Source organism: Clostridium tertium, from assembly GCF_902652255.1.
GTDB lineage: Bacteria > Bacillota > Clostridia > Clostridiales > Clostridiaceae > Clostridium > Clostridium tertium_A.
In genome coordinates this window covers 117183-139221 of record NZ_CACRTO010000021.1, presented here as the reverse complement: position 1 = coordinate 139221, position 22039 = coordinate 117183, and the positions used below count along the sequence as shown (strand labels likewise).

Annotated in this window: 23 protein-coding genes and 1 other annotated feature; of the genes, 17 read left to right on the top strand and 6 right to left on the bottom strand. The window is 27.6% G+C overall.

The window, feature by feature from the left end; all coding sequences use genetic code 11:
- Positions 1-119 precede the first annotated feature (119 nt).
- From GPX08_RS11015 to GPX08_RS11005, 3 genes are all read left to right on the top strand, one after another.
- A complete protein-coding gene (locus tag GPX08_RS11015; protein ID WP_156626873.1) occupies positions 120-512 on the top strand; it encodes an ACT domain-containing protein in 393 nt (130 codons plus the stop codon).
- 196 nt (positions 513-708) lie between these two features.
- The gene (locus GPX08_RS11010; RefSeq protein WP_156626862.1) at positions 709-1698 is read left to right on the top strand and encodes a hypothetical protein; all 990 of its coding nucleotides are present in this window, start codon (positions 709-711) and stop codon (positions 1696-1698) included.
- 13 nt (positions 1699-1711) lie between these two features.
- Entirely contained in the window at positions 1712-1963 is a 252-nt protein-coding gene (locus GPX08_RS11005) for a MerR family transcriptional regulator (protein WP_156626861.1), read from the top strand.
- A 173-nt stretch (positions 1964-2136) separates the two neighbouring features.
- On the opposite strand, the gene GPX08_RS11000 is transcribed toward GPX08_RS11005, so the two are convergent.
- Positions 2137-2625, bottom strand: coding sequence for a hypothetical protein (locus GPX08_RS11000; protein WP_156626860.1), 489 nt, complete (start codon positions 2623-2625; stop codon positions 2137-2139).
- A gap of 285 nt (positions 2626-2910) precedes the next feature.
- Here GPX08_RS11000 and GPX08_RS10995 point away from each other — a divergent pair, with 285 nt between their 5' ends.
- The 4 genes from GPX08_RS10995 (at position 2911) to GPX08_RS10980 (ending at position 6418) form a co-directional block, all read left to right on the top strand.
- Entirely contained in the window at positions 2911-3801 is an 891-nt protein-coding gene (locus GPX08_RS10995) for an ATP-binding cassette domain-containing protein (RefSeq protein WP_156626859.1), read from the top strand.
- On the top strand, positions 3794-4594 hold the full coding sequence (locus GPX08_RS10990) for an ABC transporter permease subunit (RefSeq protein ID WP_156626858.1): 801 nt from the start codon (positions 3794-3796) through the stop codon (positions 4592-4594). The genes GPX08_RS10995 and GPX08_RS10990 overlap by 8 nt, the downstream gene beginning before the upstream one ends.
- A 14-nt stretch (positions 4595-4608) precedes the next feature.
- Positions 4609-5895 carry a DUF2812 domain-containing protein gene (locus GPX08_RS10985; protein ID WP_156626857.1) on the top strand — a complete coding sequence of 429 codons (1287 nt, stop codon included), beginning with the start codon at positions 4609-4611 and terminating at the stop codon, positions 5893-5895.
- A 169-nt stretch (positions 5896-6064) separates the two neighbouring features.
- Positions 6065-6418, top strand: coding sequence for a DUF2500 family protein (locus GPX08_RS10980; protein WP_156626856.1), 354 nt, complete (start codon positions 6065-6067; stop codon positions 6416-6418).
- Between the two features lie 137 nt (positions 6419-6555).
- Here the strand turns inward: GPX08_RS10980 and GPX08_RS10975 are convergent, their stop codons facing one another.
- From GPX08_RS10975 to GPX08_RS10960, 4 genes are all read right to left on the bottom strand, one after another.
- Positions 6556-6801: a spore coat protein gene (locus GPX08_RS10975; RefSeq protein WP_156626855.1), complete on the bottom strand. Its 246-nt coding sequence runs from the start codon at positions 6799-6801 to the stop codon at positions 6556-6558.
- Positions 6802-7264: 463 nt separating this feature from the next.
- Entirely contained in the window at positions 7265-7840 is a 576-nt protein-coding gene (locus GPX08_RS10970; protein WP_156626854.1) for a manganese catalase family protein, read from the bottom strand.
- Between the two features lie 5 nt (positions 7841-7845).
- Complete coding sequence (locus tag GPX08_RS10965; protein ID WP_156626853.1) at positions 7846-8097, bottom strand: spore coat protein CotJB; 252 nt, start codon at positions 8095-8097, stop codon at positions 7846-7848.
- 7 nt (positions 8098-8104) lie between these two features.
- Entirely contained in the window at positions 8105-8371 is a 267-nt protein-coding gene (locus GPX08_RS10960; RefSeq protein ID WP_156626852.1) for a spore coat associated protein CotJA, read from the bottom strand.
- A 187-nt stretch (positions 8372-8558) separates the two neighbouring features.
- Here GPX08_RS10960 and GPX08_RS10955 point away from each other — a divergent pair, with 187 nt between their 5' ends.
- From GPX08_RS10955 to GPX08_RS10930, 6 genes are all read left to right on the top strand, one after another.
- The gene (locus GPX08_RS10955) at positions 8559-9923 is read left to right on the top strand and encodes an FAD-binding protein (protein WP_156626851.1); all 1365 of its coding nucleotides are present in this window, start codon (positions 8559-8561) and stop codon (positions 9921-9923) included.
- A 62-nt stretch (positions 9924-9985) separates the two neighbouring features.
- Positions 9986-10852, top strand: a complete 867-nt coding sequence (locus GPX08_RS10950; protein WP_156626850.1) for a tRNA 2-thiocytidine biosynthesis protein TtcA — start codon at positions 9986-9988, stop codon at positions 10850-10852.
- A 307-nt stretch (positions 10853-11159) separates the two neighbouring features.
- Entirely contained in the window at positions 11160-11348 is a 189-nt protein-coding gene (locus GPX08_RS10945; RefSeq protein ID WP_156626849.1) for a DUF4250 domain-containing protein, read from the top strand.
- 203 nt (positions 11349-11551) lie between these two features.
- On the top strand, positions 11552-13279 hold the full coding sequence (locus tag GPX08_RS10940; protein ID WP_156626848.1) for an EAL domain-containing protein: 1728 nt from the start codon (positions 11552-11554) through the stop codon (positions 13277-13279).
- Between the two features lie 132 nt (positions 13280-13411).
- Positions 13412-14794: an MATE family efflux transporter gene (locus GPX08_RS10935; RefSeq protein ID WP_156626847.1), complete on the top strand. Its 1383-nt coding sequence runs from the start codon at positions 13412-13414 to the stop codon at positions 14792-14794.
- Between the two features lie 22 nt (positions 14795-14816).
- Positions 14817-15047 (top strand) — a binding site (T-box leader).
- 116 nt (positions 15048-15163) lie between these two features.
- Entirely contained in the window at positions 15164-15691 is a 528-nt protein-coding gene (locus GPX08_RS10930) for a tryptophan transporter (RefSeq protein ID WP_156626846.1), read from the top strand.
- Positions 15692-15883: 192 nt separating this feature from the next.
- Here the strand turns inward: GPX08_RS10930 and GPX08_RS10925 are convergent, their stop codons facing one another.
- Positions 15884-16633 (bottom strand): polysaccharide deacetylase family protein, encoded by a 750-nt coding sequence (locus GPX08_RS10925; RefSeq protein ID WP_156626845.1) that lies wholly within the window; start codon positions 16631-16633, stop codon positions 15884-15886.
- 275 nt (positions 16634-16908) lie between these two features.
- Here GPX08_RS10925 and GPX08_RS10920 point away from each other — a divergent pair, with 275 nt between their 5' ends.
- The 4 genes from GPX08_RS10920 (at position 16909) to GPX08_RS10905 (ending at position 21973) form a co-directional block, all read left to right on the top strand.
- Positions 16909-18198: a uracil permease gene (locus GPX08_RS10920; protein WP_156626844.1), complete on the top strand. Its 1290-nt coding sequence runs from the start codon at positions 16909-16911 to the stop codon at positions 18196-18198.
- A gap of 175 nt (positions 18199-18373) precedes the next feature.
- Entirely contained in the window at positions 18374-20605 is a 2232-nt protein-coding gene (locus GPX08_RS10915; RefSeq protein ID WP_156626843.1) for an EAL domain-containing protein, read from the top strand.
- Between the two features lie 87 nt (positions 20606-20692).
- A complete protein-coding gene (locus GPX08_RS10910) occupies positions 20693-21427 on the top strand; it encodes a calcium-binding protein (protein WP_156626842.1) in 735 nt (244 codons plus the stop codon).
- A 93-nt stretch (positions 21428-21520) separates the two neighbouring features.
- Complete coding sequence (locus tag GPX08_RS10905) at positions 21521-21973, top strand: deoxyuridine 5'-triphosphate nucleotidohydrolase (RefSeq protein ID WP_156626841.1); 453 nt, start codon at positions 21521-21523, stop codon at positions 21971-21973.
- The last annotated feature ends 66 nt before the right edge of the window (positions 21974-22039 follow it).

Genomic DNA, 22039 nt, shown 5'->3' with positions numbered 1-22039 from the left:
TTTTATTGATTAACATCTAAATTTTTACAATAATTAATATTATATCATATCCAATTAAATATATAGATTAGATAATTAAATTATATCTTTATAAATATTAAACAATATAGGGGGTGAGGATTTTGGATAATAAATTAACTTTAAAGCTATTGAAAGACAAATATTCAGTTTGTAGATTAGATAAAAATAATGAAATACCAAAATGGATATTTGATGAAGAAATTTTTTCTATAACTAAAACTGAAGATGAACTATCAATAGTTTGTCTACAAGATAAAATTTCTAATGATATTATTTGTGAAAAAGATTGGAAAATATTAAAGATAGAAGGACCTTTGGATTTTTCTTTAATAGGTATATTATCTAAGATAAGTACATTAATGGCTAATAATAAAATAAGTATATTTGCAATTTCCACATATGATACAGATTATATTTTAATTAAGGAAGAATTTATAGATAAAGCAATAGAAATATTAAAAAGTAATAATTATAATATAATCTATCAATAAAATTAAAAATTAAAACTAGAGCTGTCTTTGACAGCTTTTTTTATATGTTTTATGTAAATAAACAATTAATTATTAAAAAAATATCTTTAATTATAGGATATATTTACAAATTATAAGAATAGGTGTATATTTAAATCATAAGTAGTAAGTAATAAGTAAAAGTAAAATATTTACATTAGTTAAGAGGTGTTTATTTATGAAAGAATTAAAATTATCTCAAAGTTTTGCAATGATTGCTTTAAATGCACAAGATAGTATCAATATGACAACTGTAAAAAAAGTATCACTTCATGCAATAGCAGCTTCTGTTGTACTTGAAACTTATTTAGATAGTGACTTTAGTTTAGTAGATGATAAATTATCTTTAAAAAAATCATATTTAGATAATCCTAATGTAACTTTATATCAAGAAGCTATTTTTAGTCCATTATTTAATAAAAGAGATGAGATTACAGAGAGCTTGAATTGGTGGTTATCTAAAGCTTCAAGTTTATCAAACAAGAATTTAAAAAAATTAGAAGTTACTATAATAGATTCATTAAAGGGCTATGACTATATGGAAGAGATACCTAATCTATTGGGATGTGATATGTACTATAAAACAGCAGGATTATCACTAAGGGAATATAGAAGTAATATTGATGAGTATACCAGAATAGTAGAAGGTTTAAAAGCTGATACTTTAGAGGAAGGAGTAATAAATGATGAAAGTATATTTATGTTATGGCTTCTTAGAGAAAGTGGTTGCATGCAAGATGTATTTTCTAAAGGGGATTTAGAAATAATTTATAATAAAATGAATTTATTATTTATAAACAATAAATTCTCAAAAGAACTTTATAATATCAGTATTTATCATGGCTTAGAAATGGCTATAAAAGGATTCATAAATATGAAAAAGAATGCTATTAAAACACCAACTGGAACTGGTATTAATTTTGCATTTCCTTTTTTGGAGAGATCACAATCTATATTTATTGATACTGAAGAGTGGTTTCCTAATGCTGAGCAAAGACTAACAGAGGTTAGAAGAAGGTTAGAAGAGAATGGTCACAGTTATATTATACTTCGTATGGGAGCTGTGCCATTAATAAAAATAGATAATATACTTTATGAAGTGATACCAGAAGCTACACAAGGTAGAGTTCCAATTCATGGGGTACGTCTAAGACGATACTGTATTTAAAGGAGTAACTATTATGTCTAGACAAAGGTCATTAGAGAAAATATTAGAGTCTGAATATGTTACGATAGGAGAACTTGTTAGGATTACTAACTCAAGGTATAGTACTTTAAAGTTCTATACAGAAGAAGGAATGCTAAACTTCGAACAAGAAGATGAAAAACTTACAAGAAGATTCAAAAGAGAAGAGTCTGTTAAGAGAATTGAAGAAATTAAAGAACTTAAGAGACGGGGATATAGAATAGATGAAATAAAAGATTTATTATGAGAAAATGCCTAAAAAATAGCTGCATATTAGCAGATTAGAGATCTGTTAATAGCAGCTACTTTTAATTTCAAACATTAATTTAAAAATAGTGTTCTTTAGTGATTTTAAATAAATCACACAAATAATAGTACATTATTAATGATAACTATTAAAATAGTTGTTGATTAAGGTAATTACTCCTTTAAGCCTGTTGCTTTTCCAACAGTTCCACCAAGCTTTTTCCAAAAATAATTATGTTCTTCTACTGCTTTAGAAAAATCATTATTTTCCCATCTATTAAGTACTTCTAGCATATATTCTTTATCTTTATAATCAACTTTTTCAATAAGATTTTTTATAGATGAAATTGAGTCTTCAGTAATTTCTACTTTTCCCCAAACTTGATTATCTTCCGCAATAATCTTAGTATTACTCATTCTATGAAGGATGTCATAAATATTTTCAACTGGATAATAATCACTATCCTTTATTTCTTCTGAATCTTCATTAGATAGTTCTTTATCAATTTTTTTTATATCAGAAATATTTGATTTAGCTTTAAAATTACCAGAATCACTTTCCTTATAAAAAATAAAACTAGCGATTCCAATAATTATCACTAAGATTATAATTAGAAACGTAACAAAGATTTTATTTTTAAATAAATTTTTTATATTAATCACCTTCTTATATAGGTATTATAATCCAAAATTTGTATTTAATAAACAAGAATATAATTTATATAAAAAATATGTATTAATAGGCTGTCTTTAAGGCAGTCTATTATAATTTAAAAGATGTAAATTTCAACTCCATGTGGAGTTTTTTATTTTAAAAAGCTCAATACTTAATAAAAAAATGAATTAACAATTATTTCATAAGTAATTGTAGATAATGGAAATATGTAGTATAATATAACTTATTAAATGGTGTTATTAATAAGTTATATTAATTAAGGGGGAATAAGTATGAAGGTAATAGAAATAAACAATATTACTAAAGACTATGGCCTGGGAAAAGGAATCTTCAATGTATCTTTCTCAGTAGAAAAAGGTGAAATTCTTGGATTCTTAGGTCCAAATGGAGCAGGAAAAACAACTACTATTCGTCACTTAATGGGATTTTCCAAAGCTAATAAAGGAAGCTGTAATATTAATGGATTAGATTGCTTTGAAAAATCATCAGAAATTCAAAAAAATCTTGGGTATTTACCTGGAGAAATAGCTTTCTTAGATGATATGACAGGAATGAAGTTTATTAAGTTTGTTGCAGAAATGAAAGGAATCAAAGACCTATCTAGAGCAAAAGAACTTATTGAAAGATTTGAATTAAATCCTAATAGTAAGATTAAAAAGATGTCTAAAGGTATGAAACAAAAAATTGGTATAATATGTGCTTTTATTCAGGAGCCTGATATATTAATTTTAGATGAACCTACTAGTGGACTTGATCCTTTAATGCAAAGTGAGTTTATAAAATTAATATTAGAAGAAAAAGAAAAGGGTACTACCATATTAATGTCCTCACATAGCTTTGAAGAAATAGAGAGAACTTGCGATAGAGCAGCTATTATTAAAGAAGGAAAGATAGTTTCAGTTGAAAATATATCTACACTTAAAGAGTCTAAACAAAAAATATACAATATTACTTTTCAAGATGAAGAAGTAGCAAAAGGTTTTATTAAAGAAGGATTTAAAGTTAAATCTATTGATAAGAATAATGTAACTGTGGTGATAAAAGGAGACATTATGCCATTTATTAAAGCCCTAGGAAAATATAAGGTATTAAGCTTAGAATCAAAAGCTCAAAGTTTAGAAGATTTGTTTATGCATTTCTATGGAGGTGAAAAGAATGATTAGTATGCCACTATTAAAGAGAGAAATTAAATCTAATTATAAGCTTTTTATAATTTTTGCAGCTGTACTTACTATGTATATATCAGTAATTATTCCAATGTTTGATCCTGAAATAGGAAATGCATTAGCAGAGTTTGAAAAAGCTATGCCGGAAATGATGGCAGCCTTTGGAATGAGTAATCCAGGTACTACTTTGATAGAATTTATGAATTCATATTTGTTTGGATTTTTATTTATAATTTTTCCAATGATTTTTGAAATAATTATAGCTAATAAGTTGATAGCACGATATGTAGATAGAGGCTCAATGGCATATCTTTTAGCTACTCCAAATAGGAGAAGTAAAATTGCAACAACTCAAGCTGTATTTTTACTATTGGCTGTTGGAGCTTTAATGTTATTTATCACTGTAGTTGGAATTACATCTAGTCAAATTCATTTTCCAGGAGATCTAGATATAAATAAATTTATCTTAATGACTTTTGGTCTTTATTGCCTTCATATTGCTATAAGTGGATTAGGATTCTTTGCATCTAGTATTAGTAACGATACTAAAATTTCATATTCAATAAGTGCAGGAATACCGATAGGATTCTTTATAATTCAGCTTTTAGGTAATATGGGTGGGAAACTTGAAAACTTTAAGTATTTTACTATATTTTCATTATATGATACTAATAAGTTAATTAATGGAGATAGTGCTGGAACTATGATGATACTAATTTTATTAGGCGCTGGATTACTACTATTTATACTAGGAATAGTTAGATTTAGTAAAAGGGATTTACCTTTATAAGGGGAGAAGGTTATATGGGATTTAATAATAAGAAAATTGTACCTTTAGATTTTAACGCTTTTGAAGTTAGTTCGATTGTATATTATTTAGAGGAAATGGCTAAAAAGGGTTGGATATTAGAAAAAATTTCAAGCTTTTATGCGAAGTTCAAAAAGGATGAACCAAGAAATATTAAATACAATATAGATATAGTTTACGGAACTAGTATTTTTCAATTTTTATATGAAGATGAATCTAAAGAAAATAAAGATAAGCAAGAAAGTAAAGGGTGGAATTTTTTATGCGATTTTCAGAAGGTACAAGTCTTTTATAAGGAATGTGAAAATGAAGAATTTGTACGAGAACCTTTAGATAAGATTAAAGTAAAGCAAGTATTTAAGTACTCACTTTATGAAATAATTACTAGAATTATACCTATATTATTTTTGGCGTTAATTCAATATTCATCTTTATCTTCAAGAAGAAGTTTTGATGTTTTTGTAGACAATGGTGAGATTTTAGGAAGAATTTTAATAATAGTGCTCTTAATAATTTATTTCATTGATGTACTAAGATTATTTAAGTTTAGAATATCCCCTAATAATATAAGCTATTCAAGGGTTTGGATTAAATTTAAAAGTCTAATAATGTTAGCAATGTTTCTAGTACTATTTATATTTTTAATTACTTCTAGTATAAGATTGAATTCTATAGATAATCGTTCTGGAATAACGGTTCTTTTGGGAAGTATCGTAATAGGAGCTACACTATCATTTGTATATTTCTTAATAAATATTAATAAGAAGAATATAAAGAGAAATACTATAATATCTTCTTTTTTAATACTAATTGTAACTGCTGTATTAATTATTAATAATTTTATATTAGATAATGGTTCGAGTAACACTAATAAGTCAGTTAATAGTAAAGAATACTCTTTGAGCTTAAAGGATTTTAATGATGAGCTAATTAGTGATGAAGATTTATTTGTTGATGAAAGTAGTAGCTTTCTTGCTAGTAAAATTTTTTATTCAGCTTATGGTAAAAATATGAAGTTATCCTATGAGTTATTTGAGAGTAATCATGAATGGATAACTAAATTAAATTTTGATAAAATGATGAAGTGGTTTGAAAAACAAGATATTAAGTATAATGAAATAGAAACTAATCTACCAAATGATATTAAAGTATTAGTAAATGAAAAGGGTAATAATTATATCCTTGTTTCATCAAAAAAGATAATAGAGTTAATAGCTGTAGAAGATATAGAGGATAAAGAAGACTTTTTCAATACAGTTTATGAAAAAATTTTTACTATATAGAAATAGGAGTGATAAGCTTTGAGTGAAAAAATTTGCCCGATATGTGGTGAAAAAATGAAGGAATATGAATTTGCTTATGACAATAATCAATATGGAAAGAAGTATTATAAGTGTAGTGAGTGTGGTCATAAAGAAAATACAATGGAATAATTAAATAGGAGAGGTTAAAATGTTTGGGTTTGATATGTTTTCGGGTATGTTTTCATTAGTATTTATTTTTATTATAGGAGTATTTATTTTTACTATTGTAAAGGGAATTAGCGAGTGGTCGTCAAACAATAGGCAACCAATTGTACCAGTAGATTCAAAAATAACATCAAAAAGGATGTCAGTTACACATCATAACCATGGGGAAAATGGGATGAGTCATAATTCTACTAGTTATTATGTAACCTTTGAGTTTGAAAATAGCGAGAGATTAGAACTAAAGGTATCAGGGAGTGATTATGGATTAATGTCTGAAGGCGATAGAGGGGTGTTATCTTTTCAAGGGACTAGATTTATAAGCTTTAAGAGAAGCTGATTATATTTAAAAGTTAAATATTAAATAATTAAGGGAGAAACTTAGTGAGAGGTAAGTTTCTCCCTTAATATTTATATATTACTAATAAATTTTTTGAAAGGTGCATTTAAATAGTAATTATTAAATATAACCTTAGTTTACTGAGCAGAATTTTTTTGTTTAACTTGTTGAATTTTTTGAGCTTCAACTTGCTCCGCTGGATACCAACCTTTAGCTTCCATTTTTTTATAAACTTCATGTTGAATTTTTAAAGTTTCATGTAATAAATCATGGAAGGTTGTATTTATATTTTCAGTTGGTGATTCAATAGTTGCATGTAAATATAAATCAGCAGAGCCTTTTGTTAACTGAAGTATGTTTTCAAATATACATTTATCATCCATTGTTTATCCTCCTTATAGTAGTGAATATAGCTTGCCAAATAACTCTTTATGTTTTGCTTCATATTGAGTTACTAAAGTTTTAAGTTCTGCATCTTGGATTTTAGTAGCAGATTCCTTGCAAATTGTTTCAAGAAATTTTTCATGTCCTAATGCATCTTGAATATATAATAATTCTTTTGAAGTCATAATATTCACCTCCAAAGTTAGTATGGATTAATGAAGAAAAATATATTCCTTAAGACTGTTACAAAAGTAATAATAATAAATTATAAAATGCAGTAGGTACTTTAGTAGGTGGAGTATGATTATTAGAAAAGTACTATCTATGGAAGGATTATTTATGGTAAAAAAGAAAAAATTGTAATATAAAAAACAACTTATAAATTAAAATGCCTCAAGATATAATTGAAAATTATATCTTGAGGCATATTTATTTTAATATAAGGAAAAGAAAAGTAAATATTTACTTGCAGAAATCAGTTAACTTAGTATTATCTTGTATATCAACTAAGGCTTCACCAAATCTTTGGAAGTGTATAACTTCTCTCTCTCTTAAAAATCCTAATATCTTTTTAATTTCAGCATCATCTGTTAAGTTAATTAGCCATTCATAAGTAGCTCTAGCTTTTTGTTCAGCAGCCATATCTTCAGTTAAGTCCGCAATTACATCCCCTTTTGCTTGTATATAGGTAGCGGTCCAGGGATTTCCAGTTGCATCTGTATAATATAGTGCTTTTCCATGATCAGCATAATGACCATCTAAACCAGCTGCTTTTATATCTTCAATAGAGGCATTTTCCATAATTTGATGTACCATTGTAGCCATTACTTCGACATGAGCTAGCTCTTCAGTACCTATGTCTGTAAGTAAGGCCTTAGATTTCCCAGTTGGCATGCTATATCTTTGATCTAAATATCTAAGTGCTGCACTTAATTCTCCATCTGGACCACCGTATTGAGTAATTAAAAGTTTAGCCATTCTTAAATCATTTGATTTTAAGTTAACCGGGTGTTGTAGTGTTTTAACGTAATACCACATTCAATTTACCTCCTATTTTCCCAAGGCCATGGTGAATTAACCCAAGCTTCAGGATCTTGAAAATAAGCTCGTCCGAAGTTGGTTAAAGGGCCATATTCTTTTTCATAATCCCATATAACCTTATTAAGCTCACAAGAAATAGTTTCAAAATCTTTTCTTGCGTTTTTACAGTCTGGGAAATTATCAAGATAGAGGTTTAAATCAACAGCATAGAATTGAAGTTTTTGAATTCTATCTAAGTATTCACTTTTATTCATGATTTTTTTACCTCCTTAAAGTTTTTGAAGCACAATATGGACTATACATATCTTTAAATATAGTTCCAGCAGCAAAAGCATCATCAAGATTAAATAAATTCTCATAAGGTTGAAGATTAATAAATACTTTTCCATACATATAAGGAGAGAATACTTTATAAGATTCATAACAGTTTTTACTAGGATCTTCACAGAAAATATTACAGTATGTTTTTCCTGGATTTGTTATACATTCATTACATTTAGCACAATTATCATGATCACGAGTCGACATAAAGACTTCCTTTCATAAAATAACTTTACTAATAGAGTATGTATGAATTAGTTAAGTGTTAAGGGAAAAATAAATAAAATAAGAAAAATTTGATATAATAGGACAAAGTTATAATTATCAATAATATTTTATTTTAATATTTTGTGTGATATCATCTATATATAAATAAGATACAGAAGGTGATTTAATGAGAAGTATTGATTATAGAGAATTAACTGGGAAAGTAATTACTAAGTCTAGCGAGGAATATAATGCTTCTATAATATGTTGGAATAGAGCAATAGAAAAATATCCATTAGTTATTATTTATTGCTTTAATGAAGAGGATGTAATAAATGCAATTAAGTGGACTAGAGAAAATAATATAGAAATTAGAGTAAGGTCAGGAGCTCATAGTTATGAAGGATATTCAACAGGTAATGACATAGCTATTATTGATGTAAGTAATTTAAATAAAATATACATAGATGAAGAAAGAGCTATTGCAAAAATAGGTGGTGGGGTAAGGAATAGAGAAGCTTACGAAGCTTTTGGTGCTAGGGGATATGCATTTCCAGGTGGAGGATGTCCAACAGTTGGAGTTCCAGGATTAATATTAGGTGGAGGATGGGGATACTCATCGAGATTTTTAGGTCTAGCATCTGATAGTTTACTTGAAGCTGAAATTATAGATTATAAAGGTGATAAATTAATAGTAAATAAAGAAGAAAATAGTGAACTTTTTTGGGCTCTTATGGGCAGTGGAGGATGTAATTTTGGTGTAATTACATCTATGACTATTAAGATAAAAGAAAAAGCTGATATGGGAACTTTAATATATATTAATTATCCTAATATTACAAAAGAAAATAATATTAGGGTTATTTTATGTCTACAAGAATTATATAAGGATTTAGATAGAAAAATGAATTTAAAAACCGCTATGTATAATTCTAAGAATAAGGGAAGAGGAGTTAAATTAACTGGATTATTTTACGGTAATTCTAAAAAGGCAAAAGAAATATTAAAACCACTTTTAGATATTACTGATGATATAGAGATTACTTTAGAAGATAAGAGTATTTTAGAGTGTAATAGATGGATACAAGATAGTCATCCAGATTATGAAAAATATAAATCAACAGGAAGATTTGTAAATAGAGATTACATAGAAGAAGAAATTGAGAAACTTATAAATATTATTGATAACCCTTCAGAAGGTTATGATTATACTGCAATTACTTTTTATGGTACAGGTGGGGCTATTGCAGATGTAGATAAATTAGATACAGCATATTTTTATAGAGATGCAAGATTTATTATGGGAATTCAATCCGTGTGGATAGAGGACAAGTATGCTGAATTAAATAAGACATGGATAAATGAGAACTTTAAAGTTGTAAAATCTTTGACTAAGGGTTCATTTGTAAACTTCCCAATTATTGAACTTGAAAATTATGAAGAAGAATATTATGGTGAAAATATAAAAAGGCTAAAAGATATAAAAACAAAGTACGACCCATATAATATTTTTAACTATCCACAAGTCATAAAAGGAAAAGATAAAATATAAGGTAAAGACAATAGGATTAGAAAGTGATATAATTGATAAGGATTATTAAATGAGGTGATGAATTGATAAATATAGCTGGTAAAGGTTGCGAGAGACTTGTTCCTACTGAAGAGAAAAAGCCTTTAGAAGAAATAGAACGTAGCCTTGTTAAAAAATATAGAAAACATATATGGACTAAATTTGTTAGAGCAGTTAAAGACTACAATTTAGTTGAAGAAGGAGATAAAATAGCAGTAGCTATATCTGGTGGTAAAGATTCATTACTTATGGCAAAATGTTTCCAAGAGTTAAAAAAACATGGGCAAATGAATTTTGAATTAGAATTTATTGCAATGGATCCTGGTTACCATCCTCAAATTAAAGAACTTTTAATAGAAAATTGTGAGCATTTAGGTATTCCAGTACATATATATGAAGGAAAAGTTTTTGAAGTTGTTGATAAAATGGCTAGAGATTATCCATGTTACTTATGTGCTAGAATGAGAAGAGGTTCTTTATATAATAAGGCTAAGGAACTTGGATGCAATAAGTTAGCTCTTGGACATCATTACAATGATGTTATAGAAACAACTTTACTTAATGTTTTATATGCCGGTAATTTTAAAACTATGCTACCTAAATTTAAAGCTGCTAACTTTCAAGAAATGGAGCTTATTAGACCTTTATATTATGTAGAGGAAGATTATATAAAGAGGTTTACAAATAATGCAGGTATTTGGCCACTTAACTGTGCTTGCATGGTTGCTGCAGAAAAAATAGGTAATAAAAGATATGAAATTAAGGAATTGATAAAAGAGCTTAAGAAGAATTTTGATGGTGTAGAAAAGTCGATATTTAAGTCAGCTGAAAATGTTAATTTAGATTCAATTCTTGGCTGGGAAAAAGATGGAGTTAAAACTAAGTACTTAGAAGTTTATGATGAGGAATAATTAAAGCTATATTATTTATAATAATAATGTAGCGGAGGTGATTTAATGGCTAAGAAAAATCAAAAAGCAAGTTGGGAGAATAAAAGATATCAACCGACTAAGGCGAGTGAAGCATCTAAAGTACCTGAAGTTAAATAAAAATTATAATTGTTTTAAAAAAACTGCTTAAATTAAAAAAATATTAAGCAGTTTTTTTGATTTTATCAAAATTTGAAAATTTCTGTGCATATTTTGCTTTTTTTATTAAAAAATATATGGTATATTTTATTTAAGCTTTAGTGCTTAAAAATATGATTGGAGAAATTATATGGATAAAGATAAATTTATTGCTATGGACCCAAATATTTTATTAAGTATGATTAATATGAAGCTTAGGGATTTTTATCCTAGCTTAGAAGATTTATGTGATGATATGGGAATACTAAAAGACGAGTTAGAAGAGAAACTAGAATCAATAAATTATAAATATGATAAAGAAACAAATCAATTTAAATAATAATTAGGAGGAATAATTTATGAAGCTAAAAAACTTTGGTAAATTAGCCGTTTTAATTGCTGCTGGGACAGCTTTAGTCGCAACATTAATAAATGATAATAAGGAAAAAGCAGACAAAGAAGAGCTTTTAAAAGATAGAGAATAAAAATCTTTCACTTAAAGAGTAGTATATTTTGATAAGGATAAAAGGTAGGAATAGGGATATGAGTATTAACAAGGACGTTAATTACCTTAAATTTAAGAACAAAAAATCCTTAGCTTTTGATGAAAGTGACGAGTTTTTATCTAAGTTCAAAGAATCTTTTATTAAATCAATAACTGGATTGTTTATATTTGCTGATAAAGAAAACGACTTAATAATATTTTATGGAAACAACAAAGAAATCATAGGATTGAATGATGATTTTGTTGTTATGCATTTTAATGATTGTAAAAAGTATATACATCCAGAGTTTATTGAAGTGTTAATTGATGGAATTAGACGTAATTTAGAAGAAATCGAAATTAAAATAATCAATTTAGATGGGCAAGAAGTATGGATTAGTATTAAAGGACAAGGTGAAAAAGATGAAAAAGGAAGCCTTCTAAGATATGAAGGCTACATACATAATATAACTAAGGAAAAAGAAGCAAGTTTAAAATTAGAATATATGAGTTATTATGATGAATTAACTGGCTTAATAAACAGAAAACGATATAAAGAAGTTATAGATAAGGAGATTAAAGCTCTAACAGCATTAGAAAGCAGAGGCGCTTTAATAATAGTTGATATAGATAATTTCAAATTTGTTAATGACTCCTATGGTCATATATATGGGGATATTTTTCTTCAAAAATTTTCCGAAGACTTAAAAAAAGTTTTTGATACTAATGCTACTATTTGTAGATTTGGTGGAGATGAGTTTTTAATATTTGTTCCTTATATAGAAAGTGCTAATGAAATTAAAAAGATAGCTACAAATATTATGAACATATTAAAAGATCCGTATAATATTAGTGGTAAAAAAATATTTTCTTCAGTAAGTATTGGAGTTTCAGTATTCCCTGATGATGCTGAGGATTTTGAAGGTTTATTAAAAAACTCTGATGCATCTATGTATATGGCAAAGAGTAATGGCAAAAATCAATGGCAAATGTTTAATAGCAATATATCAAAAGAAATAAATAGAATATATTCTATTCAAAAAGGGCTTAGAACAACATTAGAGAATAATGAAATGTATGTTGTGTTTCAACCAAAAGTTAGACTTACAGATGACGAAGTTGATGGATTTGAAGCATTACTTAGGTGGAAAAGTGAAGAAATGGGATTTGTAAGTCCAGGAGAATTTATTCCTGTTGCGGAGAGCACAAGACTAATTATTCCTATTGGTAAATTTGTATTGAGAGAGGTTTTTGCTAAAATTAAATATTTACTATCAGAAGGATATGATAACTTTAAAATAGCCGTAAACCTTTCAGAGGTTCAATTAAGAGAAGGAGATTTAGTTCAATACTTTAATTCCTTAATTGAAGAGTTTCAAGTCTCACCAAAGTATATTGAGATTGAAATAACTGAAAGTATGATTATGAAGTCTGTCGATCGAAATATTGCATATTTATTAGAAATCAAAGAATTAGGTGCATCTATTGCTTTAGATGATTTTGGTACAGGATACTCATCGTTAAATCATCTAACTAAACTTCCTATAGATGTTCTGAAAATTGATAGAAGCTTCGTAGTTGATATGACTCAAAATGATAAATCTAGATACATAGTAGAAAATATTATTCAACTATCTCATAAACTTGGTATAACTGTAGTTGCTGAGGGTGTTGAAGATAAAGAGCAAGTTGATTATTTAAAAAGCATTGAATGTGACACTGTTCAAGGATACTATTACAGTAGACCAGAACATTTTGAAAATGTAATAACTATGTTAAGTAAATAAAGATAGCTATCTAAGAGCTAAAAAATAAGGGCTTATAAAGGGAATATTAATTAACATCCTTTATAAGCCCTAGATACGTTTAAGTAATAAGTATTAAATTTAACTTTTATATTACAATTTAGGGGGGACAATATGAAGAAATCAGTTAATTTAGTATCCGGAAATATTACATCATCATTAATAAAATTATCACTTCCTATATTGGGAACTTCATTTATCCAAATGGCCTATAATATGATAGATATGATTTGGGTAGGAAGAATAGGGAGTAATGCAGTAGCTGCTGTAGGTACAGCTGGATTTTTCACTTGGTTTGGAAGTGCTTTAGTTTTTATTTCTAAAATAGGAGCAGAGATAGGAGTATCTCAAGCGATAGGAAAGAAAGATAAAATTGAAAGAAATAAATACATATATAATAGTTTACTAATCAACATTGTAATCGCATTTACATATACATTTTTATTAGTACTTTTTAGAAAAAACTTAATTGGATTTTTTAATTTAGGAGATGAAGCAATAATAAAAATGGCAATAGACTACTTAATTGTTGTTTCATTAGGTATGATTTTTAGCTTTTTAAATCCGTTATTCACAGGAATATTTAACGCTTCAGGAAGTAGTAAGGTTCCATTTTTTATAAATTCTATAGGATTAGTATTTAATATTGCTTTTGATCCTATATTAATATTTGGACTTTTTGGATTTCCAAAGTTAGGAGTAATAGGAGCAGCTTTAGCTACCGTATTAGCGCAGGTTATAGTATCTGTAATTTTTATAATAGCATTTATTAAAAATGGATATTCACTAAGTTTAAAGAATAGAAAATATATTGACAAAAAAGTAATAACTAAGATATGTAAGCTTGGAATACCTATGGCTATGCAAAATTGTGGATTTTCATTTTTTGCTATGGTAATTGGAAGAGTTGTAGCTTCTTTTGGACCTGTAGCTATTGCAGTACAAAAGGTTGGTTCTCAAATTGAAGCTATATCTTGGATGACTGCAGAAGGTTTTGCAGCAGCACTAACAGCTTTTGTTGGTCAAAACTATGGAGCTAATAAGTGGGGAAGAATTTTAAAGGGTTATAAAGCTACTATTATTGTAGCTAGTGTACTAGGAATTTTTTCAACCTTATTATTAATTTTTGCTGGTAGAGATATATTCTCTGTGTTTATTCCTGAAAAAGAGGCAATTGAAGCAGGAGCAAATTATCTTATGATATTAGGGTTTTCTCAATTATTTATGTGCATAGAAATAACTACTGCAGGAGCCTTTTCGGGGCTTGGAGATACAGTAACTCCATTCTGGGTAAGTATAATACTTACAGGGCTTAGAATACCTACAGCAATTTTTTTGAGCTCTTATGCTGCATTAGGATTAAATGGAGTATGGTGGAGTATTAGTGGAACTAGTATTTTAAAAGGAATAATCCTAGTTATTTTATTCTTTATTATGGTCATAATTCCTAATAGAAATAAATTTCAAAAAAGTATTGACAATTGTGAGTATGAATAATATTATATATATAAATTAACAATTAATTCCTTTGATGAGGGAGAGTAACTATTATGTAAAGTTTTAGAGAGCTGAAGATGGTGGGATTTCAGTACTGTAGCAGATAGTGAATGGGCCTCTGAGGAGTGAGGCGAAATTATTTAAAGTAGCTAAACCGTAAGTCCCACGTTATAGGGAATAGGGTATGAAGTACCTGAGTAGAGAGGCTTATTTGAGCAATTTAGGTGGCACCACGGATAATACCGTCCTATACATTTTGTATAGGGCGTTTTTTTTATTTAAAAATAGCAAGGAGCTGGTTAATATGGTATGAACTTTAGGTGATAATAAAGATTAAAATAAATTTAGTAGAGAAAAGGAGAAATTATAATGGAAAAAAATTTAAATGTTAAGAAAATGATATTAAACGCAATATTAATAGCAATAGGAGCACTACTACATCAAATTACACCAGCTTTAGGCTTACCAATGCAGCCAGACCTAGCTTTAGCAATGTTATTTATAATTATTTTAATAAATAAGGATTACAAGACAACATTAATTTCAAGTGTAATAATGGGAGTTATAACAGCTCTAACAACAAAGTTTCCAGGAGGACAACTTCCTAATATTATAGATAAGCTAGTTACAGCTCATATCATATTCTTTGCTTTTAAAGTAATGGGACAGAGAGTTTCAGATTTCGTTAAGATTATATTAGCATTAACTGTAGGAACTGTAATAAGTGGACTAGTATTCTTAGAATCAGCTAGTATAATAGTTGGTTTACCAGGACCATTCATGATATTAGTTAGCACAGTAGTAGTACCAGCAGCAATTATGAATATTATATTAGGAACAATTTTATATAAGGCAATTGGAGTTGCTTTAAAAGCTACAAAAACAGAAATTGTTTAAGAGAAAACTTATCCTAATGAATAATAGATAATGGATAATTTATAATAAAAGATGTGATTTGTTCCAAATCATCAAAATAAAAAAAGATGTTGAATTAAAAAAATTTAATTCAACATCTTTTAATTTAAAAAACTCTGGTAAGAGTTTTTCCACCAATTCTACATTGTACACTATACATTATTCATTGCGTAGCTAACGTGTTATTTTATAAATCTCAGGTGTATCTTCGGTTATTGTTTTAAATTCATATCCTTTATCCTTATAATACTTGATTATTGAAGGAAGAGCTTTTGCAGAGTTTTTATTTATAAAACCACAATGCATTAAAAGTACAACATTATTTTTAGAAGAATAAGATTTTTTTGCTATGGTACTTGGAGAAGAACTGTAGTTAGCTCCATCCTCACTATCTAATGTCCAATCATATATTTTATAATTATTGTTATGAATTTCATCAACTAAAGATTTAGTCAATCTATAGCTTTTGTTATTACAGCCAAAAGGGAATCTTAAAATGTTATATTTTTCACCTGTAACCCTAAATATCTCATCTTGACCTTTTTGCATTTCTTTTAAAAAACCTGCATTATTACAATAAAGTTTATTTCTATCGTGGGAATAACTATGTAATCCTATGCTATGTCCTTCATCTTTCATTCTTAGTAATATATCTTCTTGACCTTTTATTTCTGACCCAATAACAAAGAAGGTAGCTTTTATATCTTCTTTCTTTAAAGTATCAAGAATTTCATTTGTTACTTTACCACCTGGACCATCATCAAAAGTTAGATATATTACCTTTGGACCGGCATTTTCGGATTCATCAGTTACTTCTTCATTACTGAAATTGCTAAAAGCAAAAACCTTAAAGCTTGGATATAATAAACATATATTTAAAAGTAGGATTTGTATTATTAATATATTTTTAAATATTTTTTTCATAATTCACCTCCAATGAATAACAAGCATTAATAGTATTCCTAAAAAAAATAATAATAAACTATTGAAATAAAAAAGTGCAAGTGATATAATTTAAAAAAATGAAAATTCTTTAATACAGTCCAGAGAGGCTAAAAGAAATATATTATTAGTGGAATTATTATAACTTCTCTGGGAATAGAGAAGTTTTTTTTAGTACCTTTTAAATTAGTCCAGAGAGGCTAATAAAGGAGAAATGAATGTTTCTCCTTATAAAATTAAATAGGGAGGTCATAAGAATGGCACAATATGTTGAAACACAAGAGACTACTAATTTAAGTAATACGAAGAAAGGTTTTTTTAAAAGTATATTAGCACTTCAACACCTAATAGCTATGTTTGGTGCTACAGTATTAGTACCTATTATCACAGGTTTAGATCCATCAGTTGCTTTGTTCTCAGCTGGAGTTGGTACATTACTATTTCATTTATGTACTAAGGGTAAGGTTCCTGTATTTTTAGGTTCTTCTTTTGCCTTTATTCCAGTAATAGGAGTAGTAGCAGCGCAATATGGTGATTTAAGATATGCGCAAGGTGGAATGTTCTTTGCAGGATTAGTATATGTATTATTTTCATTTATAGTTAAAAAAATAGGTGTATCTAATATAAGAAAGGTATTACCAGGTCAAGTGGTTGGGCCAATGATTGTGGTAATAGGTGTAAATCTTATACCAACAGCCTTAGATATGGCTGGATTAAATGCATTTATAGCGAAGGAAGCTGGAGCTACTACTTCTTTAATGATTGCTATAATCACTTTATCATTAGCACTTTTAATTAAGAAGTTTGCAAAAGGATTCATATCTCAATTATCAATTATCATAGCCGTTATTATTGGATATACAATAAGTTTAATTGCAGGACAAGTAGATGTAACTGCAATTCAAAATGCTAATGTTGTAGCAATACCTGCATTTACTCTTCCAAAGTTTGATATTGGAGCAATAATGGTAATAGTACCAGTAGTACTTGCAGTATTTATGGAACATATAGGTGATGTAACTACTAATGGAATGGTAGTAGGACAAAATTTTATAGAAGATCCAGGTTTAAATAGAACTTTATTAGGAGATGGAATTGCAACTATGGTTGCATCTTTAATAGGAGGACCAGCTAACACTACATATGGAGAAAATACAGGTGTACTGGCAATTACTAAGAATTATGATCCATCAATACTAAGATTAACAGCAGTGTTTGCAATTCTACTTAGTTTTGTAGATAAATTTGGAGCTACAATTAGAACTATACCTTCATCAGTAATGGGTGGAATAAGTATAATGCTATTTTCAATGATAGCAATAATAGGGGTAAAAACTATTAGAAATGAAGAAGTAAAGTTTAATCTTAAAAATATAATTGTAATGGTAGTTATATTATTTATTGGATTATCAGGAATATTCCTAAAGAATCCAATTGGAATTAATATTACTGAAACTGTAAGTGTTTCTGGTTTAAGTTTAGCGGCTTTAGTGGGGGTAGCATTAAACTTAATACTATCTAAAGGCGAAGCTTTCAGGAAAAATTAGTTTAATTAAAATAATAATATGATATAATTATAAAAGGGATTCAGTGTAGCTGAATTCCTTTTAAATTACTTAATAATATTTTTTATTAATTATATTTTAAGTAATATTAATATACATAAATATATGATACAATAATTGTTGTAATATATTGTAAACAGGGTTTTTGGTGGTAGAAATGAGAAGAAAAAACAAGAAGGGTTTAATATTTTTATTTGTATTAATCATAGCATTATATAATTTAACTAGATTTGAAGATAAAAATACCTTGATAATTATAATGTCTATTATTATATTGCTATTAGTAGCTAATTCACTTTACAAAAGAAGAATATATTATAGGTTACATAATTTAGTAGATGTTAATAGAAGACGATATAAATCAGCTCTAGAAGCCTTAGATGGTGCCATATGGGAATGGTCAAGTAAAAATAATGAGCTTTTTATATCTGACAAGATAAAGGAAATATTAGGCATTAATCAGGAAGTTACTTGTTTTGATCAATGGTTTAATTATATATCTGATGATGAAAGGGAAGATATAGTACTTTATATTGAAAATGTTATTGAAAATAGAAGTATTGATGATTTTATTTTAGAGCCAACTTTCATAAATGAAAATGATGAAAAATTAAATATTCAAATTAAGGGAAATGGTAAAATTATTAATAATATTTTCTTTTTAACAGGATCTATAAAAAATATTACAGAAATGAAAAAGATTCAAAGAGTTAATACAAATAGCAACGATAGAAATAGGTTAGCTTTAGAGGTAGCAAATGAGATAGTTTTTTGGTGGAATGTAAATGAAAATATTATTTCTATAGGAAGCGCAATAAGAAAATACTTAGGTATTCCGGGAAATGGAGACTTGCTAATTCCTGATAAAAAGTGGCAAGAATACATAATGGATGAGGATATAAAAGATTATCTCGAAAAAATTAACAATACCTTAAATTCTCCTAAAAATGAACTATATTCAATTGATTATAGAATAAAAGGTGTGAATAATAAATCTTTTTGGATTCAAAGTAAAGGGAAGAAGGTTGTGGAGAATAATGGCAACATATTCATTTATGGTGCATTATCAGACATTACTGCTAGAAAAGAAAAAGAAATTGAAATAAGTTACTTAAGTTATAATGACGATGTAACTGGTATTCCAAATAGAAGGTATTTTGTTAGAGAAATAAATAATAGATTAAAAAATTATGCTAATGAAAAGATGGCGATAATTTTTATAGATTTAGATAATTTTAAGTATATTAATGATACTTATGGACATGATTTAGGTGACTCTTTGTTATTTGAATTTTGCAAATGTATTAAAGATATGAATATCAAAGATTCTCTCTTTGCCAGATATGGTGGAGATGAGTTTGTTTTAGTTAAATACAATTTACAAACTAAAAACGAAATAAAAGATATTTTAGATAACATAATTAAAAATTTAAGTAAACCTATGATGATAAAGAATAAAGAAATATTTTGTTCATTAAGTATAGGAGTAAGTATTTATCCAACTGATGGTATGGATATGGGAATACTCTTAAAAAGAGCAGATATGGCAATGTATTTAGCAAAGATTAATGGTAAAAATAGATATGAATTCTTTGATTCAAATATATTAGAAATATTAAATCGTGAATTTGATATTGAAAAAGGATTAAGAGTAGCTATTGATAATGATGAAATTAGAATGTTATATCAGCCAAAGGTAAGTGTTTGTACAGGAGAAGTAGTAGGCTTTGAGTCGCTGGTAAGGTGGTATAGTAGGGAGCTTGGTTTAGTATCTCCAAATGAGTTTATTCCAGTTGCAGAAAGTTCTGGACTTATTATTTCTATAGGGAAGTATATTATTCAAGAAAGTCTTAAAAAATGTAAGGAATTATCTTTGAAAACTGATAAAAAATTTAAAATGGCAATAAATCTTTCAGAAGTACAAATAAGAGATGATGAAATAGTGAGCTTTATTGATGAAACTATAAAGAAACTTGAATTAGATTCAAGTTATGTTGAGTTTGAAATAACCGAAAGTATTATAATGAAGTATCCAGAAAAAAATATAGAAACATTAGAGAGATTAAAAAAACTTGGAGTAACTTTAGCCTTAGATGACTTTGGGACAGGGTATTCTTCTCTTAGTTATTTAAGAACATTACCAATTGATGTATTAAAGATAGATAAGAGTTTTATAGATGGAATCCTTATCGAGGAAAAATGTGAGTATATTATAAATAGCATAATAGAATTATCACATTATTTAAATTTGACAGTTGTTGCTGAAGGTGTTGAAACAAAGGAACAACTTGAGTATTTAAGTAATATTAGTTGTGACTTAATACAAGGATATTATTTTAGTAGACCAATTAAGTTTGAAGATGCATCTAAAATGATATTTGTTAGCTAATAAAATATTTAAAATTATATTATATTTTAATCACAAAGTTTGTATAGTGATCGTATTATGTAACTATATTGGACTTTGGAGGTTAAAATGAAAATTGTAATTGATGATCAATATCAAAGTGATGAAAATGAGAATGGTCAATATACTATAGATGAAAATGGTAATGTCAATTTATTTATCAAAGTAGATGAGGAAATAAATAGCGGTAGTATTGTTAATAGTGGTGGCACTATTAATGAAAGTAGAATAATAAATGATAACAACATAATTAACATAGCTGAAGAGGAGAATATTATTAAATTAGATTCAGAAGATTTCAGTGAAGATATCAGTGAAGATATAGATGAAGACTACTATGAAGATTTAAGCGATGTAATAGAAGAAGACAATACTAAAACATTTAATGAAGAAAAAATTTTGGAAGAAAGATATAGGGGCTACAGTGGCATATATTCTGAAATAGAAAATTCTTTAGAAGAAAAGTATGGTAAGAGGGAAGCTCCTGAAGCTAAGGGGGAAATAACAGTCTTATCAAAACTAGGGACTAAAGAAGGCGTAGAATTAAAGGGAGCTAGAATAAATCTTTATATCTTAAATGGAGTTTCACCTAGATTGTTTGATTCAAAGTTTACGGATTCTAGAGGAGTAGCAGAATTTAAAAATCTTCCTAATGGATCTTTTAGGGTAATTTCAATTGTAGATAGAAGATTTTTTGAAAAGCCAGTATATTATAATTGGAATGAAGTAACTATTGATAAGAGTAATAAACGTACTGACATTTGTGTAGTTAATAGAATCAAGCCAGGATATTATAAAAGATAGTTTTTTGGAGATTTTATAAAGTAATAATATACATTATAAAGTCTCCATTTAAGTTTTATAAAATTTATGTTTAATTAATAAGGAGAGATACATATGATAATTAGAATTAAGTATTTTGAAGGTGCTACTAGGCTAAGTAAGATTTCTAAAGGTGATTGGATAGATGTATATGCTAATAAAGATATGTTTATAAAAGAAGGGGAGAGAGCAATGATCCCATTAGGGTTTGCGCTTGAACTTCCAAATGGATGGGAAGGGCATCTTGCTCCAAGAAGTTCTACATTTAAGACTTGGGGAATTATACAAACAAATAGCATTGGTGTAGTAGATTCGAGTTACATAGGTGATAATGATCAGTGGCATATGCCTGTATTCTGCATTCAAGGAAAGAATGAGCAAGATGGAGTGAAAGGAACATTTATTGAAAGAGGAGATAAGGTAGCTCAATTTAGAATAATGGAAGTAATGCCTAGCATAGAGTTTGAAGAAGTAGATACCTTTGGAAATAAAGATAGAGGTGGATTTGGATCTACAGGAAAAAAATAATTTAAATAATATAAATGATGAATAAATAAAAAGGGGCTGTCGCACAAACAGCCCCTTTTTATTTTT

Coding starts and splice junctions, on each gene's coding strand:
- GPX08_RS11010 (WP_156626862.1), top strand. CDS start 709: ATGAAAGAATTAAAATTATCTCAAAGTTTTGCAATGATTGCTTTAAAT.
- GPX08_RS11005 (WP_156626861.1), top strand. CDS start 1,712: ATGTCTAGACAAAGGTCATTAGAGAAAATATTAGAGTCTGAATATGTT.
- GPX08_RS10995 (WP_156626859.1), top strand. CDS start 2,911: ATGAAGGTAATAGAAATAAACAATATTACTAAAGACTATGGCCTGGGA.
- GPX08_RS10990 (WP_156626858.1), top strand. CDS start 3,794: ATGATTAGTATGCCACTATTAAAGAGAGAAATTAAATCTAATTATAAG.
- GPX08_RS10985 (WP_156626857.1), top strand. CDS start 4,609: ATGGGATTTAATAATAAGAAAATTGTACCTTTAGATTTTAACGCTTTT.
- GPX08_RS10980 (WP_156626856.1), top strand. CDS start 6,065: ATGTTTGGGTTTGATATGTTTTCGGGTATGTTTTCATTAGTATTTATT.
- GPX08_RS10975 (WP_156626855.1), bottom strand. CDS start 6,801: ATGGATGATAAATGTATATTTGAAAACATACTTCAGTTAACAAAAGGC.
- GPX08_RS10970 (WP_156626854.1), bottom strand. CDS start 7,840: ATGTGGTATTACGTTAAAACACTACAACACCCGGTTAACTTAAAATCA.
- GPX08_RS10965 (WP_156626853.1), bottom strand. CDS start 8,097: ATGAATAAAAGTGAATACTTAGATAGAATTCAAAAACTTCAATTCTAT.
- GPX08_RS10960 (WP_156626852.1), bottom strand. CDS start 8,371: ATGTCGACTCGTGATCATGATAATTGTGCTAAATGTAATGAATGTATA.
- GPX08_RS10955 (WP_156626851.1), top strand. CDS start 8,559: ATGAGAAGTATTGATTATAGAGAATTAACTGGGAAAGTAATTACTAAG.
- GPX08_RS10945 (WP_156626849.1), top strand. CDS start 11,160: ATGGATAAAGATAAATTTATTGCTATGGACCCAAATATTTTATTAAGT.
- GPX08_RS10940 (WP_156626848.1), top strand. CDS start 11,552: ATGAGTATTAACAAGGACGTTAATTACCTTAAATTTAAGAACAAAAAA.
- GPX08_RS10935 (WP_156626847.1), top strand. CDS start 13,412: ATGAAGAAATCAGTTAATTTAGTATCCGGAAATATTACATCATCATTA.
- GPX08_RS10930 (WP_156626846.1), top strand. CDS start 15,164: ATGGAAAAAAATTTAAATGTTAAGAAAATGATATTAAACGCAATATTA.
- GPX08_RS10925 (WP_156626845.1), bottom strand. CDS start 16,633: ATGAAAAAAATATTTAAAAATATATTAATAATACAAATCCTACTTTTA.
- GPX08_RS10920 (WP_156626844.1), top strand. CDS start 16,909: ATGGCACAATATGTTGAAACACAAGAGACTACTAATTTAAGTAATACG.
- GPX08_RS10915 (WP_156626843.1), top strand. CDS start 18,374: ATGAGAAGAAAAAACAAGAAGGGTTTAATATTTTTATTTGTATTAATC.
- GPX08_RS10910 (WP_156626842.1), top strand. CDS start 20,693: ATGAAAATTGTAATTGATGATCAATATCAAAGTGATGAAAATGAGAAT.
- GPX08_RS10905 (WP_156626841.1), top strand. CDS start 21,521: ATGATAATTAGAATTAAGTATTTTGAAGGTGCTACTAGGCTAAGTAAG.